The organism is Bengtsoniella intestinalis (assembly GCF_039719005.1).
Taxonomy (GTDB): Bacteria; Bacillota; Clostridia; order Oscillospirales; family Oscillospiraceae; genus Oscillibacter; species Oscillibacter intestinalis.
The window spans coordinates 2,876,924-2,894,093 of sequence record NZ_CP133584.1; the positions used below are offsets into that span (position 1 = coordinate 2,876,924).

16 protein-coding genes and 1 pseudogene are annotated in these 17,170 nt (G+C 51.7%); 4 read left to right on the forward strand and 13 right to left on the reverse strand.

Annotation, left to right across the window (positions count from 1 at the left end; translation table 11 throughout):
- Positions 1 to 83: 83 nt before the first annotated feature.
- Positions 84 to 341 carry a hypothetical protein gene (locus RFF05_RS13705; RefSeq protein WP_409967621.1) on the reverse strand — a complete coding sequence of 86 codons (258 nt, stop codon included), beginning with the start codon at positions 339 to 341 and terminating at the stop codon, positions 84 to 86.
- A gap of 327 nt (positions 342 to 668) precedes the next feature.
- Positions 669 to 2,549 (reverse strand): molecular chaperone HtpG, encoded by a 1,881-nt coding sequence (gene htpG, locus RFF05_RS13710; RefSeq protein WP_409967622.1) that lies wholly within the window; start codon positions 2,547 to 2,549, stop codon positions 669 to 671.
- Positions 2,550 to 2,703: 154 nt separating this feature from the next.
- Between htpG and RFF05_RS13715 the strand changes: the two genes are divergently transcribed.
- Both RFF05_RS13715 and RFF05_RS13720 read left to right on the forward strand, forming a co-directional pair.
- Positions 2,704 to 3,174 (forward strand): hypothetical protein, encoded by a 471-nt coding sequence (locus RFF05_RS13715; RefSeq protein ID WP_409967623.1) that lies wholly within the window; start codon positions 2,704 to 2,706, stop codon positions 3,172 to 3,174.
- 238 nt (positions 3,175 to 3,412) lie between these two features.
- Positions 3,413 to 4,867 (forward strand): phosphate--AMP phosphotransferase, encoded by a 1,455-nt coding sequence (locus tag RFF05_RS13720; protein ID WP_409967624.1) that lies wholly within the window; start codon positions 3,413 to 3,415, stop codon positions 4,865 to 4,867.
- 176 nt (positions 4,868 to 5,043) lie between these two features.
- Here the strand turns inward: RFF05_RS13720 and RFF05_RS13725 are convergent, their stop codons facing one another.
- The 11 genes and pseudogenes from RFF05_RS13725 to RFF05_RS13775 all read right to left on the reverse strand — a co-directional run bounded on the left by RFF05_RS13725 (position 5,044) and on the right by RFF05_RS13775 (position 14,852).
- Entirely contained in the window at positions 5,044 to 5,526 is a 483-nt protein-coding gene (locus RFF05_RS13725) for an HAD hydrolase-like protein (RefSeq protein WP_409967625.1), read from the reverse strand.
- Positions 5,523 to 5,702, reverse strand: a complete 180-nt coding sequence (locus tag RFF05_RS13730) for an HAD hydrolase-like protein (RefSeq protein ID WP_409967626.1) — start codon at positions 5,700 to 5,702, stop codon at positions 5,523 to 5,525. The genes RFF05_RS13725 and RFF05_RS13730 overlap by 4 nt, the downstream gene beginning before the upstream one ends.
- Positions 5,703 to 5,847: 145 nt before the next feature.
- A complete protein-coding gene (locus RFF05_RS13735; RefSeq protein ID WP_409967627.1) occupies positions 5,848 to 6,885 on the reverse strand; it encodes a DEAD/DEAH box helicase in 1,038 nt (345 codons plus the stop codon).
- Positions 6,879 to 7,004, reverse strand: a complete 126-nt coding sequence (locus tag RFF05_RS13740; protein WP_409967628.1) for a hypothetical protein — start codon at positions 7,002 to 7,004, stop codon at positions 6,879 to 6,881. The genes RFF05_RS13735 and RFF05_RS13740 overlap by 7 nt, the downstream gene beginning before the upstream one ends.
- Before the next feature lie 141 nt (positions 7,005 to 7,145).
- Positions 7,146 to 7,535 (reverse strand): cytidine deaminase, encoded by a 390-nt coding sequence (gene cdd / locus RFF05_RS13745; RefSeq protein ID WP_409967629.1) that lies wholly within the window; start codon positions 7,533 to 7,535, stop codon positions 7,146 to 7,148.
- Positions 7,536 to 8,755: 1,220 nt separating this feature from the next.
- A complete protein-coding gene (locus tag RFF05_RS13750; RefSeq protein WP_409970118.1) occupies positions 8,756 to 9,013 on the reverse strand; it encodes a hypothetical protein in 258 nt (85 codons plus the stop codon).
- A gap of 47 nt (positions 9,014 to 9,060) precedes the next feature.
- Positions 9,061 to 10,665: pseudogene (locus RFF05_RS13755) on the reverse strand (helicase-related protein); the annotation flags it as partial.
- Positions 10,617 to 10,814: a hypothetical protein gene (locus RFF05_RS13760; protein ID WP_409967630.1), complete on the reverse strand. Its 198-nt coding sequence runs from the start codon at positions 10,812 to 10,814 to the stop codon at positions 10,617 to 10,619. The pseudogene RFF05_RS13755 and the gene RFF05_RS13760, both read right to left, overlap by 49 nt.
- Positions 10,815 to 10,827: 13 nt before the next feature.
- The gene (locus RFF05_RS13765) at positions 10,828 to 12,621 is read right to left on the reverse strand and encodes a nitrilase-related carbon-nitrogen hydrolase (RefSeq protein ID WP_409967631.1); all 1,794 of its coding nucleotides are present in this window, start codon (positions 12,619 to 12,621) and stop codon (positions 10,828 to 10,830) included.
- Positions 12,622 to 12,647: 26 nt separating this feature from the next.
- Positions 12,648 to 13,562: a DUF3298 domain-containing protein gene (locus RFF05_RS13770; RefSeq protein ID WP_409967632.1), complete on the reverse strand. Its 915-nt coding sequence runs from the start codon at positions 13,560 to 13,562 to the stop codon at positions 12,648 to 12,650.
- 90 nt (positions 13,563 to 13,652) lie between these two features.
- Positions 13,653 to 14,852, reverse strand: coding sequence for a nucleotidyltransferase family protein (locus RFF05_RS13775; protein WP_409967633.1), 1,200 nt, complete (start codon positions 14,850 to 14,852; stop codon positions 13,653 to 13,655).
- Positions 14,853 to 15,049: 197 nt separating this feature from the next.
- Between RFF05_RS13775 and RFF05_RS13780 the strand changes: the two genes are divergently transcribed.
- Entirely contained in the window at positions 15,050 to 16,258 is a 1,209-nt protein-coding gene (locus tag RFF05_RS13780; RefSeq protein WP_409967634.1) for an acetate/propionate family kinase, read from the forward strand.
- A 225-nt stretch (positions 16,259 to 16,483) separates the two neighbouring features.
- Positions 16,484 to 17,170: a 5'-methylthioadenosine/S-adenosylhomocysteine nucleosidase gene (locus tag RFF05_RS13785; RefSeq protein WP_409967635.1), complete on the forward strand. Its 687-nt coding sequence runs from the start codon at positions 16,484 to 16,486 to the stop codon at positions 17,168 to 17,170.

Consider the following 17,170-nt stretch of genomic DNA (forward strand, 5'->3'; position numbering starts at 1 on the left):
TCTTTTTGTATCGACAAAAAGAATCAAAAAACGATTTTTTCACGACGACTGCGGTCGAGTGAAAAAAGGGGTTTTACGGGGGCTCATCGCTGGGGTGCCACGCTCTCTTGACCGGTACCCAGTGGCCTGATTTGACTCTGCATGACCTTTCGGGCTTCGCCCTGTTGCGATGTTGCAGAAAGATAGTGCCATTTCTTTGGGGTGCCTAGGGTGTGGGTATGGGTAGGTGCTGTGGCGCTCAGCGCCACCACCGTCATCCCGCCCCCAACGCCACCGCACCCATCGACGTCCACAATCTTAGGCACCTTAAATGCGTGTTCCCATGTCCCCGTACGATCCATGTGCGGCAGCAATCAGCGTTGGTTCGCGCATCCCACACGATAAGCCGAACGGGTGTGAGCCAGATGCCCCAATAGCACCGCACCCACTCACACGCACCATCCGTATAAAATGAGAGCACGTGAGACGGCTGACCACAAGTGGTCAGCCGCCACGTGCAAGATTTTTTGTTTCTTTTGCATCTCTGTAAAAGAAAGCCCCCATGGCAGTGGCGCCCCTGCGGCAGCAGCCCCCACGGGAGTGGGAAAAAGAAAACCCCCACCATAAATCCAATAATTATAGGAAAAGGCCTCTGTTTCTGAGAAAACAGAGGCCTTTTTGCTATAAATTTATACCATTAAACCACACACCAAATCGGTGTAGGCAGAGGGGTCTTCCAGAGGTAGACCTGCAATCAACAAGGATTGGGCGTAGAGCAACTGGGCGTATTGCTTGGCCTTTTCTGGATCTGCACTGATGGCAGTTTCCAAGGCGGCGAAACTGGGATGGCTGGTATTCAGCTCCAAAATCCGCTGTGCCTTGATTTGGCTGTCAGGCTGCATGGTGGCGAAATATTTTTCCATCTCAAAGCTTAGGCCTTCCCCTGCGGTGAGGCACACGGGATGGGATTTCAGCGTGTGAGACACCTTGGCGCTGGCAATGGCGTCGCCCAAAGCTTCTTTGACAAAGTCCAAGGTGGATTGGTGGGCGCTGTCGTCTTGGGTGTCGTCTCCATTGGCACCACGGTTGGCATCCAAAGCAGAGGCAAAGGGTTTTTCGTTGTATTCGCGGAGAATTTGCATTACAAACTCATCCACTTCTTCGGTGAGATACAAAATTTCCACACCATCGTCTTGCAAACCTTCGATTTGAGGCAGTTTTGCAATGCGACCGACAGACTCGCCAGTGGCATAGTAAATGGAGGTTTGGTCTTCTTTCATCCGAGAGACGTATTCGCCCAGTGACACAAATTTTTCTTCGGTGGAAGAATAGAACAGCAGTAAATCTTGGAGCAAGTCCTTTTTTGCGCCGTATTCTGCGGTGATGCCGTATTTCAGCTGACGGCCAAAATGTTTCCAAAATTCATTGTAAGTGTCACGATCGTCTGTCATAAACTTCATCAAGTCAGATTTAATCTTCTTTTCCAAGTTATTGGCGATGACACGGAGTTGACGGTCGTGTTGCAACAACTCACGGGAGATGTTCAAAGACAGGTCGGGAGAGTCTACAATGCCGCGGACAAAACGGAAGTGATCGCCCACCAAATCCCCACAACTGTCCATAATCATCACACCGCTGGAGTAGAGTTGCAAGCCCTTTTTGAACTCGGTGGTATAGAAATCCATGGCAGGTTGGGCAGGCACAAACAGCATAGCTTTGTAGGTGATGTTGCCTTCCACGCCTACGTGCAAGGTGCGAGCTGGGGCGGTGTAATCATGGAATTTCTCTTGGTAGAAGGCGTTGTATTCCTCGTCGGTGACATCTGCTTTGGGACGTTGCCAAATGGGCACCATAGAGTTGAGGGTTTCAGTGGCGGTGACAGGGATATACACAGGCTCAGCGCCTTCTTTGTCGCTGTCTACACGCTCTTGTTTGGTCACATCCATTTGGATGGGGAAGCGGATATAGTCAGAGTATTTGCGCACCAATTGTTGAAGCTTGTAGTCTTCCAAAAAGTCACTGTAGTGTTCATCTTCGGTGTCGTCTTTGACGTGGATGGTGATGGTGGTGCCCACGGTTTCTTTGTCACAAACTTCGATGGAATAGCCTTCGGCGCCGTCAGATTCCCAGCTGTAGCCGTTGTCGGCACCTTGCTTGCGAGAAGACACGGTGATGTGGTCAGCAATCATAAACGCCGAGTAGAAGCCTACGCCAAATTGACCAATGACATCGGTGTCTTTGGTGTCAGCGCCCACTTCTTGCTTAAATTTGTAAGACCCAGAGGCAGCAATTACCCCTAGATTGTTTTCCAAATCCTCTTGGCTCATGCCGATGCCGTTGTCGGCCACGGTGATGGTGCGTGCTACCTTGTCCACAGACAGGGAAATGGCAAAGTCTTGACGGCTCATGCCCACGCTGTCGTCAGTGAGTGCCAGATAGGAACGCTTATCACAGGCGTCAGACGCATTGGAAATCAATTCCCGCAAGAAGATTTCCTTGTGGGTGTAGATGGAGTTGATCATCATGTCCAAAAGGCGTTTGGACTCCGCTTTGAATTCTTGTTTAGCCATGGTTTCTACTTCCTCTTATACATAGTCTCGAGTGTATCAAAAACACTAGAGGAAAGTATAGCAAAAAACTGGAAGGAAATAAATAACATTTTGTAAACTTGCGGAAAATAAGGTTGAGTTTTTGCTGATTATGCAGTAGAATAAGACAATAAAAATGGTAGTACGTTTGACTGCTAACTACAAAGGGGTACTTCCTATGAATATCTTCCGCAACATCTCCAATGCTATGGCACGCTTTATGTATGGGCGCAACGGCTCTGACCAACTGAATTTTGCTATGCTGGTGGCCATCATCGTCCTAAATATTGCCCAATATCCGGCCGCTACTTTTTCCACATTGTTTGCTAGCATCATCGGTGGTTTGTCCACGGCACTGTGCGTCCTTGTGATTTTCCGCACATTCTCTAAAAATCTGCCTAAGCGCCGCAATGAAAACCAATCCTTCACCAATTGGTGGTGGCCCATCAAGCGTAAATTCACCACGGCAAAAGCACATAAGGCCGACAAAGCACATAAATATTTCACCTGTAAATCCTGTAGAACTACCTGTCGTGTGCCAGTGGGCAAAGGCAAAGTGGTCATCACCTGCCCTAAGTGCAAAGGGAAAATTGAAGCCAAAACCTAAGGCACATATCTGTATTATAAAATGAAATAACATAATCGTAGGGAACGGTCTTGACCGTTCCGTCCCCCCAAGGCAAGCGGATAAACGGGAGACGGAACGGGCAACACCGTTCCCTACTTGACATCATACCTTTAAAGTGCTAGAATTTTTGTAAGATAAAAAAGTCTACGGGCGACCACAACTCGCCCGTACAATTTGGGATATAATTACACCAAACCCCACACCAAGGAGACTGCCTATGTTAACGCAAGAATTTACCACAAATTTAGACCAAACCATAGACCAAAAGGGAATTTTCAAGCAATTGCAAAAGGATTTAGCCCTCTTGCAACAGAGTGCCATGGATGCCAAGTTGCCTGTGGTGGTGCTCTTTGAAGGATGGAGTAGCGCTGGCAAAGGCCAGATGATTGAAGCGGTGATCTCTCGCTTAGAGCCACGGGGCTATCAAGTCCAATCCTATACCCCACCCGATAGTGGCGAAGCCCGTCACAGCGATTTGTGGCGTTTTTGGCGAGACATACCCAAGTATGGCAATATGGCCGTCCTTGATCGCAGTTGGCACAACGATTTGTTGACAGGGGACAGTGTGGGGCAAAAGCAGATTGATGCGGTCAATACCTTTGAGCGTCAGCTTCGAGACGACGGCTACTTGGTGTTGAAATTTTTCCTCCACATTGGACAAAAAGAGCAGCGCAATCGCCTCGACACCCTCAGCGACAAAAAGTTGACGGCTTGGCGTGTCAATGTCAACGATTGGGCGCAAAATCGCAATTACAACCAAAGTCTTAGCGCCTTTAACAAAATGCTGGAGAAAACCAACACCCCTTGGGCACCTTGGCACGTGATTTGGAACGAAGACAAATACGCAGGTCCCATCCAAGTGCTCCAAACCATCAAGGCCGCCATGGAAGGCGCTTTGACCAAAGGCTTACCCCATGGAGATTGGACACCCCAAACCCAATTTCCTACGCTGGAGATGCCAAAACTGGCTTCCATCACAGAGTTCCCTGTGCTAGACGAGGCAACGTATCGGGCAGAATTGAAAAAAGAACGGAAGAAAATCGGCGAGCTACACAGCAAGCTCTATCGCCGTCAAATTCCCGTCATCATCGGCTTTGAAGGCTGGGATGCCGCAGGCAAAGGGGGCGCCATTCGCCGTTTGTCTTGGGCGCTTGACCCACGGGGCTTTCGTGTGGTGCCTGTGGCCGCACCGTCTAAAGACGAGCTTGCCCACCATTATCTCTGGCGTTTTTGGTTGAACCAGCCTAAAAATGGACACGTGACCATTTTCGACCGCACATGGTATGGGCGCACCATGGTGGAACTGATTGAAGGCTTCACCGACCCTGTCCGTTGTCACATGGCCTATCAGGAGATGAACGAGTTTGAAGCCGATATGGTGCGCTGGGGCGCTGTGGTGATGAAATTCTGGATTCACATTGACCAAGAAACCCAGCTAGAGCGATTCACCCTGCGGCAAAACACCCCTGAAAAGCAGTATAAAATCACCGACGAAGATTGGCGCAACCGTGAAAAGTGGCCTCAATACGAGGCGGCGGTGGATGAGATGATTGCCAAAACCGCCACCCCCCACGCCCCATGGCACATCATCGAAGGCAACGACAAAAACTATGCCCGTTTGAAGGTATTGAAAATCGTCCGTAAGACGCTTGAAGATGCGTTGGAAGATTAAGGTATGAAACCCTAACCTGTGTCACAATCACAAAATACAACGTAGGGAATGGTCTTGACCATTCCCTACATCTGCCACAGAAAAACACAGAAGCACCGCCATGGATGGTTCCACGGCGGTGCTTCTTTTTATCAAAATTCGACAACTAGTTGTATAATTTGATATAAATTATACAACTAGTGTTCTAAAATCCATTGTTCTACGGCTTCTGCGGTGTCAAAAACCGCCAGTGCGCCAGCGTCCATCAGCTCGTTTTCATCGGCATAGCCGAAGAATTCTACCCCCACGCTGTGGATACCGCAGTCCTTGGCACCCAGTACGTCAAATTTGCGGTCACCCACCATCAGCACAGTGTCAAGGCAATTCCCTTGCACCCCCAAACGGCTCAATGCGTCCATAATGACCTCTGCTTTGGTGCTGTGTTCAGACAGCGGTGCCCCAGCCACCACATCCAAATAGGCGGTGAAACCGAATTTTTCGCAAATATCACGGCACATTTCCTCAGGTTTGGAGGAAGCCAGTGCCAATTGATAGCCCTGTTCGTGGAGGTGCTGGCACAGCGTGAGCATCCCCGGCGCTGGGGTGTTTTCAAACTTGCCGATGGCAGTGTAGCGTTCACGGAATAGCTCCATGGCTTGGTCGATTTGTCCGTCGTTCATGCCGCAATACCGCACCAAGGAGTCTGGCAGTGGGGGCCAATGAACCGTCGCAACACCGATTCCTCTGGGCAGGGTACGCCCATTTGCGTAAAGGCGTGGCGCAGGCAGTTGTAAATGCCCTCTTTTGAGTCGGTCAAGGTACCGTCTAAATCTAATAAAATGGTTTTATAAGCCATACATATCTCCTTTTGATGGGAACTTTTGATGTATATAGTGTATCATAGTGGCGAGAAAATGCAAGCAAAATCATTGTAAAGGTGGCCTAAAGAAAAAAGGCGGAGGCAAGCCTCCGCCCTATGATATGTTGTGCCTATTCCAGTGTTATTTCACTTCCACGAAATTGCCGTCGTCCCCAAAGGCCACGTTCATAATGTCGTTTTTGGTGTTTTTGGCAATGTCGTCAATGCGCATTTTGGCAGGATAATCAGCCACGAAGGTGACAGCCACGCCCTTGCGCTTGGCACGACCAGTACGGCCGATACGGTGGACATAGTCTTGGTTTTCGTCTGGCACATCGCAGTTAAAGACGATATCCACATCATCTACGTCGATGCCACGTGCCGCCACATCGGTGGACACAAACACGTGAAGATTGCCGTCTTTAAACCGCTTCATCACTTCTTCACGCTTGCGTTGGGGAATATCCCCATGGATGCAGGCCGCATCCACATTGCGCATTTGCAAGAACTTGGTGGTGCGCTCAGTGGCACCTTTGGTGTTGCAAAACACCATGGCACGCTCACAGCTGCCTTTTTCCATGATTTGAATGATGGCATCCACTTTGTCTGCTTGTTGGAGGTCCATACGGAATTGTTGGATGTCAGGTTTGTTTTCTTCCAAGGCTTGGACGGTGATTTCCTCAGCGTCACGCTGATACACCCACGCAATGTCCATCACCTCACGAGAGATGGTGGCAGAGAACATACCAAGGTTTTTCCGCTTGTTCATTTTGTCAAGTAGACGGGTCACGTCGTGGATAAAGCCCATGTCCAGCATACGGTCGGCTTCATCTAGCACCACAGTTTGGGCAGATTCCACGCGAACGGTGCGCCGTTTCATGTGGTCAGCCAACCGACCAGGGGTAGCCACCACAATTTGAGGCCGACGCTTCAAGGCGTCAATTTGCTTGCCGATGGGTTGGCCGCCATAGAGGCAAATCATCCGCACGCCGGGCTTAAAGGCGGCGACAGTGCGCATTTCATCGGTGATTTGGATGGCCAATTCCCGTGTGGGCGCTAAAATTACCCCTTGGACAGATTCGTCCTCTGGGTCGATGTGCTCCACCATGGGAATGCCATAGGCAAAGGTTTTGCCAGTGCCAGTGGGGGCTTTTGCGATGACGTCTTTCCATTCTAGCATGGGGGGATACACCCTGCTTGGACAGGGGTGGATTGGGTGATGTTGCGTTTTTCTAATGCTTTTAACATTTCTTCAGACACGCCTAAGGTGTCAAAGGGGGCGCCTTGGGTAAACTCCATTGATTTATACAGCCTTTCATATCTATCGTGGGAGTTTCTCAAAAATGACTCCCATCCTTCTATACAGTACGTTTCAGTATACCCATTTTCTGTCTATTTGTAAAGAGAAAAGGCCGTTTTTCTTAGATTATCACGAATTATTTACAATTGACTGGCACCGAAACTATGGGGTAACAATTCTTTCAGTGTAAAGGTTTTGCGCTTGCCATCGCTGCTGAGACAGATGACTTCTAAATCTGTGGCAAACTCGCTGAGCACTTGACGGCACACACCACAAGGTACGCAAATATCATCCCCACTGGAGGCGATAGCAATGCGGCAGAATTGAGTGTAACCTTCGCTGACTGCCTTCACCACTGCCACACGTTCGGCGCAAATGGTGGGGCTGTAGGCGGCGTTTTCAATGTTACAACCAGTGAACACTGTGCCGTCGGCACATTCGAGTGCCGCACCTACGGCGAAGTGGGAGTAGGGGTTATAGGCATTTGCGCGCATATCCAATGCGGTGAGACAAAGTTGGTCAAGGGTCATGGTGATACCTCCTGGTTGTTGGTGGTTGTTGATGGTTATAGTATAGCAAAAAAAGGAAGGGGTGGCAATGATTTTTCCTTTACTGTTCTTTCTATACATCGCCCTTGCAATTTGTTTCACCTTGTAGGGGTTCTTTTTTGATATAGTTTTCCCACTCCCGTGGGGGCTGCTGCCGCAGGGGGCTTTCTTTACTTCCGCCCCTTGTAGGGGCGCCCATTGGGCGCCCGTGGAAATCAATTGTAATTTGCTTCACCCTGTGGGAGTTTTCTTTTGATAAACTTTTCCCACTGCCGTGGGGGGCGCTCGCCGCGCGGGCGTTACTTTGCAAAGATGCAAAGTAACCAAAAATCTTGCACGTGGCGGCTGACCACTTGTGGTCAGCCGTCTCACGTGCTCCCATTTTATACGGATGGTACGAATGAGTGAGTGCGGTGCTATCGGGGCATCTGGGGCACATCCGTTCGGCTTATCGTGTGGGATGCGCGAACCAACGCTGATTGCTGCCGCACATGGATCGTACGGGGACGTTGTACCACGCATTTGAGGTGCCTAAGATTGTGGACGTCGATGGGTGCGGTGGCGTTGGGGAACGCTGACCTGCGGTCAGCTTGGCTTGTATGCAATGGTGTTCTTTGTAGGGGCGACCTCTGGTCGCCCGTCTTACCCAACACCACCGCGCCACACCATACCCACAATCTAGGCACCCCAAAGAAACCGCACCATCTTTCTGCAACATCGCATCAGGGCGAAGCCCGACAGAATACTTCACGTCAAATCAGGCCACTGGGTGCCGTTCAAAAGAGCGTGGCACTCCAGCGATGAACCCCCGTAAAAAGCCCCTTTTTTCACTCGACCGCAGTCGTCGTGAAAAAATCGTTTTTTGATTCTTTTTTTCGACAAAAAAAGAATGCCCCACCGGCAGGTGACCCCTGCGGTAGTAGACCGCCCCGTAGGGGCAAAAACAACAATTCAGAGTGAATCGGAAAACGGACGCCCAGTGGGCGCCCCTACGATGGGGTGGGGGAATGCCCCACCGGCAGGTGACCCCTGCGGTAGCAGACCGCCCCGTAGGGGCAAAAACAACAATTCAGAGTGAATCGGAAAACGGACGCCCAATGGGCGCCCCTACGATGGGGTGGGGAAAACGCCCCACCGGCAGGTGACCGCCCCGTAGGGGCAAAAAAACCCCCACGGCAACCAAATGCCATGGGGGCTAGCATTCAATTCAAAGTGCTATCTGCTTGGGCAAAGAGGGCTTCCACTGCCGCGGCAATCAAAGGGTGTTGCTCCAACAAAGGGTCAGCTTCTAGCAAGGCTCTCGCCGCCTGTTGGGCTTGTTGCAAGAGCATGGTGTCACAGCCTAAACTTGCCACTTTTAACTGTGCCAAACCGTGCTGGCGCTGCCCAAAAAAGTCACCAGGGCCACGGAGTTGCAAGTCTTCTTGGGCAATGCGAAAGCCATCAGTGGTCTGGGTCATGACTTGCAACCGCTGACGGGTGTCAGGGTTAAAATTATCGGAAATCAGGACGCAAAATGAGGCATCTTTCCCACGACCCACCCGACCACGGAGCTGATGAAGCTGAGAGAGTCCAAATTGCTCGGCATTTTCAATCACCATCACCACTGCGTTGGGCACGTCTACCCCCACTTCGATGACCGTGGTGGCCACTAGAATGTCCAGTTCCCCAGCGGAGAAGGCAGACATAACCGCCTCTTTTTCCTTGGATTTCAACTTGCCGTGGACAATGCCGATACGGCGGTTGGGGAACACCTCTTCTTGCAAGGTTTTGCCGTATTGGGTCACAGCTTTTTTGCCGCTGGGGTCATTCTCGTTTTCTTCGTTTTCCTCCACGCTGGGACAGACGATATAGGCTTGTCGGCCTTCCGCCATGTGGGCGTCTAAGAAGGTGTAAATCCGTTGGCGATACCGTGTGTCTACTAAATTGGTTTTAATAGGCTGGCGGCCTGGAGGGAGCTCATCGATGATGGACACCTCTAAATCCCCGTAGAGCATCAGCGCAAGCGTCCGTGGAATGGGGGTGGCAGACATGACCAGCGTATGGGGGTGATTGCCTTTGGCAGACAGGGCGGAGCGCTGTTCCACCCCAAAACGGTGCTGTTCGTCGGTGATGACCAATCCCAAATCCTCAAAACCCACGGCTGTGGAAATCAGGGCATGGGTACCCACCACGAATTGAATGTCCCCAGCTTTTAACTGCGCCACCAAGGTGCGTTTTTCCTTAGCGGTCATGGAGCCAGTGAGCAGAGCGCAGGGGATGCCAAGGCTTTGGAGTAGGGGGATAGACCATTAAAATGTTGCTGTGCCAAAATTTCTGTAGGGGCCATCATGGCGCTTTGGCGGCCATTTTGCGCCATAAAATACACGCAGGCCGCCGCCACCATGGTTTTGCCAGAGCCCACATCCCCTTGGCAGAGCCGATTCATAGGACGGCCTGAACAGCAGTCGTCCAAAGCCTCCTCCACACTGCGCCGTTGGGCATTGGTTAAGGTGAAGGGTAGGGCATTATAAAAGCCATCCATGTCAATGGGGTGACAGGGGATTACTTCCACCTGTTCGCGTCGACCGCGGAGCCGTCCTAAACCTAAAGTGAAGAGGAACAGCTCTTCAAAAGCCAGTCGCCGTCGTGCTATGTCTAAGGTTTCAGGGCTGTCGGGGAAGTGGATGTGGGCGTGGGCATAGGCACTGTCGCACAGGTCGTATTGGGTGCGGAAAGTTGGGTCGAAAATATCACAAATGGCGCTTTGACACTGGGGCAATATCTGTGCCGCCGCACGCATCATCATCAAATTGGACAACCCAGCGGTGAGAGAATACCGTGGCACCATGCGCCCTGTTTGCTCTTGGTTGTCAGGGGATTCCCACACGGGGGAGGTCATAGAGCGAAGGTTCCCCAAGGCTTCGCATTTGCCGTGAAACACAAAGGTGGAGCCTATTTTAAAGGTGTTTTTCAGCCAAGATTGGTTGAAAAAGGTGATGTCCATGGTGCCAGTTTCATCGGCCACTCGAAACTTCACCAAATCGATTTTGTTACGGGCAAAGCTAAGCTGTGGCGGTGAAATCACTGTGGCGCAGATGCAGGCGGTGTCTCCGTTGCACAGCATTGCAATGTCTTGGACTTGACGGCGGTCATCATAGCGCCGTGGGAAATAGCCCAGCAAATCCCGAAGGTTTCAAGGTCAAGACGGGCAAACACCTTGGCGCGTTGTTCTCCGATGCCAGATAAGGTGGTGAGTTTGGTTGTGAGAATGTTGTCCAAGGGAATCCCTCCGTTACGATTCAGCGCCACTGTCAAACCATTGGGCGGAGCGCTCAGCATTAAAATAGGTGATGGAAAAGCCTGTGTCCTCTAAATTCCACAAGGTGGGTTCGGTGACCGCTGTCCAATCCACGGCGGCCCCTGTTTCCCAGTTGATGGCTTGGTCGCCAGATTGGTTGTGGAAAATGGTCACCAGATGGCTTTGGGTGGGGGTGCAGGTGGCAATGGCAAGGCCGTCGCGGCTACCATAGACCCCCAAAATGGTTTCAAGTTGCCAAGTGGTAGGGGCGGTGAAGCCAATGTGCAACATCCCTTTACAGCCCATGGCACCATAATAACGGCTGAGGAGGGGATTGTTGTATAGCTCGTCCCCCAAGGCGACGCCCAAACTGCCCCATGGGGTGTCTAGTATGACGGGGCTATCCACTTGATGGCTGGTGATGGTACCGTCAGGGCTGAGGATAGCAACGGCATCCACTTCCTCACCAGAATCTAAAATCTCCGTCATGGTGAACAGGATGTACATCTCATAGGTGACGGCATAGTTGGACAAGGTGCGCGTGGTGGTGCCGGGGATGGGTTGGGTGATGAAATCTTCGCTGGGATACAGCAAAATATCCACGCCTTGGGCGCCTGCTTGATGAATGGTGGAGACAAGGGTGGCGGTGGTGTCGGCCAGATACACAGTGGGGGATTTGGCGGAGGTGTAGCTGTATTTGGGGTTATAGGACGTGGCGGCAATGTCTGCATACCACTGGCTATAGGTGGTGGCATTGATGGTGAGGGAGGGTAAATCATCCATGGCTTGGTTGTAGACAATGCCTTCTTCCCCAGTGGTCACCTCCATAGCGGTGTTGGGGGTGACAAAAGCGCTACCGCCGGGGAATACATAGCCCCCACAGCTGCCGACCAAGTTGGCACTGGCCACATAAAGACCGCTTTGGGCGGCAAGGCTTTCCAAACGAGAAGTGTAGTACCAGAGCCAAGCATCTTCGTTGTCGGCACTGTAGTTGACGGAGGAGGCAGTGAGATTCACATATAAATCGCACCCTTGACTGGTGTAATATTCTCCCAGTTCTGGGTGGGAATAGGTATCGTAGCAGATGCCGATGCCAATGCGTCCCAAATCCCCAGCGTCGATGACCAATGGCGCAGACCCAGCGAGACACCAATCCCCTTCCACAGGGGCGATTTTGCGATAGGTTTCCACACTGCCATCGGGGCTACAGATAAAGGCGGCATTGTAAGCTTGGGTAGACGAATAGGTTTCGGTGCCACCGTAGATAATCCACAAATCCAGTTCTTGCGCCAAGGCGGAAAAGGTGGTGGCGGTGGTGCCAGCGGTGGTTTCGGCATAGGCCACTGGCATTTGATAGTCCCAAGTTTCACTGTCGCTGTTGGCGCTGTAGCCAATGAGGGCCATTTCAGGGAAGACAATCATCTGGGCACCTTGGGCATCTGCCTCATAGATATAGTCAGTCATGGTGGCGATGTTGGCGGATTTGTTGCCCCATGTGGCTTTGAAATTTACCACAGCCAAGGCATTTTGTTGGTATAGAATGGGGGATAGTTCAATTAAGGTGGCAGGGGTGGGGTCGGTAGAATCAGTGGGGGAGACCACGTCTGCTTCGGGGAGGGGTGTTGGTTCTAACAGTTGTGCCACCGTTTGCTGGTGGGCAAAGGCAGGGGAAGTTAAGGCGCTGGCGGTGATTGCTGTTTGGCTAGGATGGGGGACGGTATAGGCCACAGCCACCACAATGGCCATGAAAAAAAGAGCGGTACAAGCCCTTAAAATCATAGATTTCATACGCTGTACCTCTCTTTTTTACAATCTTATATCAAGTTTAACATCACCAAAGCTTGCTCGCTTAAATAGGGGGTGATGGTTTGATAGTCTAGCACAAAGCTTTGAGCACCAGCGGCATAGGCGGCCAGCTCATAGGGGGAGAAGGCAATGTGCATCCCGTCGTCGTCAAAATAGACGCAGTAACTGTCCCATGTGGACAACACCGTTTGGTAATCATCCCAATAGAGTTCTTCTAAGGGGTAGCCTTCTAGGGTGCCCTCTTGGACTTGGGCAATCAATAGCTCTGCCACAGCGGTAGAAAAGGCTTGGGGGTCGGTGGCCAGAGACAGGGGGGAGATAAAGGTGGCCGTGTTTAAATCAAACAGCCACGATACCAGCACCGTGTTGCCGTGGGCACCGCCAGTGAAGCTGTAATATTCTCCGCAGATGCTGATATATCCCGTGGTTTGAAAAGGGGTTGTGGATAATTCGGATTGATAATGGCCAAGCCAGTCTATGCCCTGCTCTAAATTGAGGGCATAGTTTTCTTGGGCCCATGTGACCATTTCGTCGAACCCGTTGGCTTCTTCCCACATGGAAAATTGGGCATTGAAACTATCAGCCACGGCGCAGGCTTGGGCGTTGGTTTCGTCAATGACCTGCAGATAAGGCAGATAATAGTCATAGCGCGCCAGTAAAACGGAGTCGTCGTCTGGGGCATACACGCTGTCGTTATGGGTCACCGTTTCCAATGTGAAAGAGATGGTATCTTCTACGGGGGCGGCGTCGGTGGTCAAACCTTGGGATAAGTCAAAGGTTGGCTCTAGCTCGGGGGTGATGGACACGGCTTCTACCACGTCTTGTTGGGGAATGGTCTCAGGCTCTGGGGCAGGTTGCTGGCTAGAACAGCCTAGCAATAGTCCTGCGGTGATAAGGGATAAAAGCCATAGCTTTGTGTGCATAGGGTCACTTCCTTTATTTTGGGGTGAGAACGGGCGACCAGAGGTCGCCCCTACAAGGGGGGAGGGGTGAGAACGGGCGAAAAGGTCAAATCATTCTATCATCACAGGGCCTTGTCGCCATTCTTGCCCACCTTGGGCTTGGGATAAATCGGGGTAGGCTAAGGTGTATAAATCGGTGGAGGTTGCCTCCAATTGGAATAATCGCTGTGCTTGGTCAGACAGTTTGCTCACGTCGGCTGGTTTGGTTAAAATCGGCACAGTGGCAGTGGCGCGCATTTGAGACAACAGCGTGCGCCCTCGTCCGTTGGCAGCCAAGATGCGGATGTAGGGTACGGCGTCAGGGATGTCTTGGGGGCTAATCCCCAAATATCCCCATAGCGCCATGCGGCGCAATCTGGCATAGGGATAGCGTTTGGTTTTCACGGCAGATAATAGCCCCTCCAAAGAGGTGGCGGTGCGGCTTTCGCGGTAAAAACGGTGGTAAAGGCCTTCGTTGCTCGTGTCTAGCTGGCGGTAATCGTCCAAGGTCATGGTACGTAGTTTTGCCAAAATGCCACGCTGACAAGTTTCGGCCAGCACAGGGGCATGGCCTGCGGTGATGGCTTGTTCCAAGGCCGTTGCCATAGGCGGTGGCAACAGATGAGACACGTCTTGCCCAGCTTCAATCAGGCGACGCACCCCAGAGGCGGAGGCGATGTTACCGATGGTATCCCCGTCGTGTGCCGCCCCAATGCGGGGGATGGTCACCACGTTTACATGGGGGGCGATGGTTTGGAGCGCTTGGCAATAAGATATGGCCAAGGCGTTGTTGGGGGTGGAGAGTAAGGCGGCTTTTTCTCCCAATAAAGAGCGGAGTGCCTGTTCTCGTGCGGTGGGGAAGCTGACCCCTGTGGATAGGGCTTGTTTTAAAAGGGCAGGGAAGTGGGCGTGGTCAAGGGCGACGGCCGCTTCTTCCAAGGCAGCGCTGTCGCCACATTCACTGCCAAAGCCCAAATGAGTCAACAGTCCAGTTGCCACCAACGTTTCCACAGCGCCACGGGCAAAATCAGCGGCGGCGGCGGTGGCATAGGGCAATGGTAGTTCCACCACCAAGTCTACACCGCAGTGTACGGCGGCGGCGGCACGGCTGTGCTTATCCATGATGGCAAAATCCCCACGCTGGACAAAATTTCCACTCATGACGCAAATAACGGCAGTCTCAGAACCAAGTTGTTCACGTAATCGATTTATCAAATGCGCATGACCATAGTGGAGTGGATTGTACTCTGTTATGATACCAAGAGTTTGCATATATTTCACTCCTAACTGGTGACAAAAAGGTGACATTTCGGTAAAAATAGAGGTTGCAAGTTGGCTAAATTTTCTTTATAATAATATATGGTATTACGTTGTCTTACAGTAAGGCAACAAAACAGCATATCTATTATATAACAAAATGCCCAATTTTTCAAGAAGTTGCAGGCAAAAAATGAAGGAGTCAGAAAATTATGAACGTTTTAGTTATCAACGCAGGTAGCTCTTCTTTGAAGTATCAATTGCTCAACCCCCAAACCGAAACCCTGTTGGCTGTGGGTCTGTGCGAACGCATCGGCATCGACGGCAAGTTCACCTACAAGCCCCAACTGGACGGCAAAGAAACCTTGAAAGCCATCGATGTGGCTATGCCCACCCACTCCGAAGCCATCCAAGCTGTGCTCAATGCTTTGGTTGACGAGAAAAACGGCGTCATTGCTTCTATGAAGGAAATCGACGCAGTGGGTCACCGTGTTGTCCACGGTGGTGACGTGTTCAGCGGCTCTGTGCTGATTACTGACGACGTGATGAAGGCTCTGGAAGACTGCATCCCTCTGGCTCCTTTGCATAACCCCGCCAACATCACTGGCATCAACGCTTGCGTGGCTGTCATGGGTGCAGACGTACCCCAAGTGGGCGTGTTCGACACCGCTTTCCACCAAACCATGCCTGCTAAGGCCTTCACCTACGCTCTGCCTTACAAGTATTACACCGAAGATAAAGTCCGTCGCTACGGCTTCCACGGCACCTCCCACAAATATGTGGCTGGTCGTGCCGCCGCAATGCTAGGCAAAGACGTGGCTGACTTGAAGTTGGTTTCCTGCCACTTGGGCAACGGTTCTTCCGTCACCGCCATCGACGCAGGCAAATCTGTGGATACCTCCATGGGCTTCACCCCTCTGGCTGGTCTGCCCATGGGCACTCGCTCTGGCGACATTGACGCTGGCATTATGGAATATCTGATGAACAAGCACAACATGGACATCACAGAAATGGTTTCCATCTTGAACAAGAAGTCTGGCGTGTTTGGCGTGTCCGACCTGTCCTCCGACTTCCGCGATTTGGAAAACGCAGGCAAAGACGGCAACGCAGAAGCCGCTCTGTCTGTTGAAATGTTCAACTATGGCGTTAAGAAGCTCATTGGCTCTTACGCTGCCGCTATGGGCGGTGTGGACGCTGTGATTTTCACCGCTGGTGTGGGTGAAAACTCTGCAAGCCAACGTTTGGATATTGCTGGCGGTTTGGAATTCATGGGCATCACCATGGACGCTGAAGCCAACAAAGTTCGTGGCGAAGAAACCGTCATCTCCACCGCTGACTCCAAGGTGAAGGTGCTGTTGATTCCCACCAACGAAGAACTGATGATTGCCATGGATACCGCAGCCATCGTGAGCGCTCTGTAAGAAAAAGAATTGAAAACGGCGGAGGATTACCTCCGCCGTTTTTTGACCATTGCACGTTTGTATCGTTTGATTGCCGTAGGGCGGGGGCTTGCCCCCGCCGCAGGTTACGCACAATCTAGGGGGACGGCGGGGGCAAGCCCCCGCCCTACGATATATCTGTAAAAACTGTAGGGGAGGTTGTCCTCGACGTCCCGTTCTCCTATCATTCGAAAGGAACTTTATTTTATGAAACTCGGTCTTCTCTTTGCCATGGCGGCGGAACTCCATGCCATGCCTGGCTTGAAAGAACTAGAACCCTTTGAAACCATTTCTGGCATCCCCTTTTTCCAAGTGGCCCCCAACATCATCGCCTGTGCCGCTGGCATTGGCAAGGTGAATGCCGCCATGGGTGCCCAGTTGCTGTGCGCCCATTTTAAGGTTGACCTGATGGTCAACTCTGGCGTGGCAGGATGCGCAGAGGACTTGCCCACTGGCACCATGGTGGTGGTTTCTGACTTTGTGCAACACGATATGGACACCTCTTTGATTGGCGATGAAGTGGGCTTTGTCTCCACCGTCAACTGCGTGTCCTTCCCCACTTACAAACCAGAGCGTACCCAAGCTATGCTCAAATCCTTGGGCATTGACACCCACATGGGACGCACCGCCACGGGCGACTGGTTCTCCACTGGCAACGACCGTGGCAAGTGGATTTGCGATACCTTCAAGCCTTTGCTCCTAGAAATGGAAGGCTGCGCTGGGGCACAGGTGGCCATGCGGAACAACGTGCCATTTATTGCGGTGAAATCCGTGTCTGATCGTCTGTTCTCTACCGCCCAATCCGACGAATACTTTGACTTCCCCAAGGCCATGGAACAGCTAGGCGCCGTCATGCTGCCCTTGGCACTAGAATTACAAAAGGTAGGACTGTAA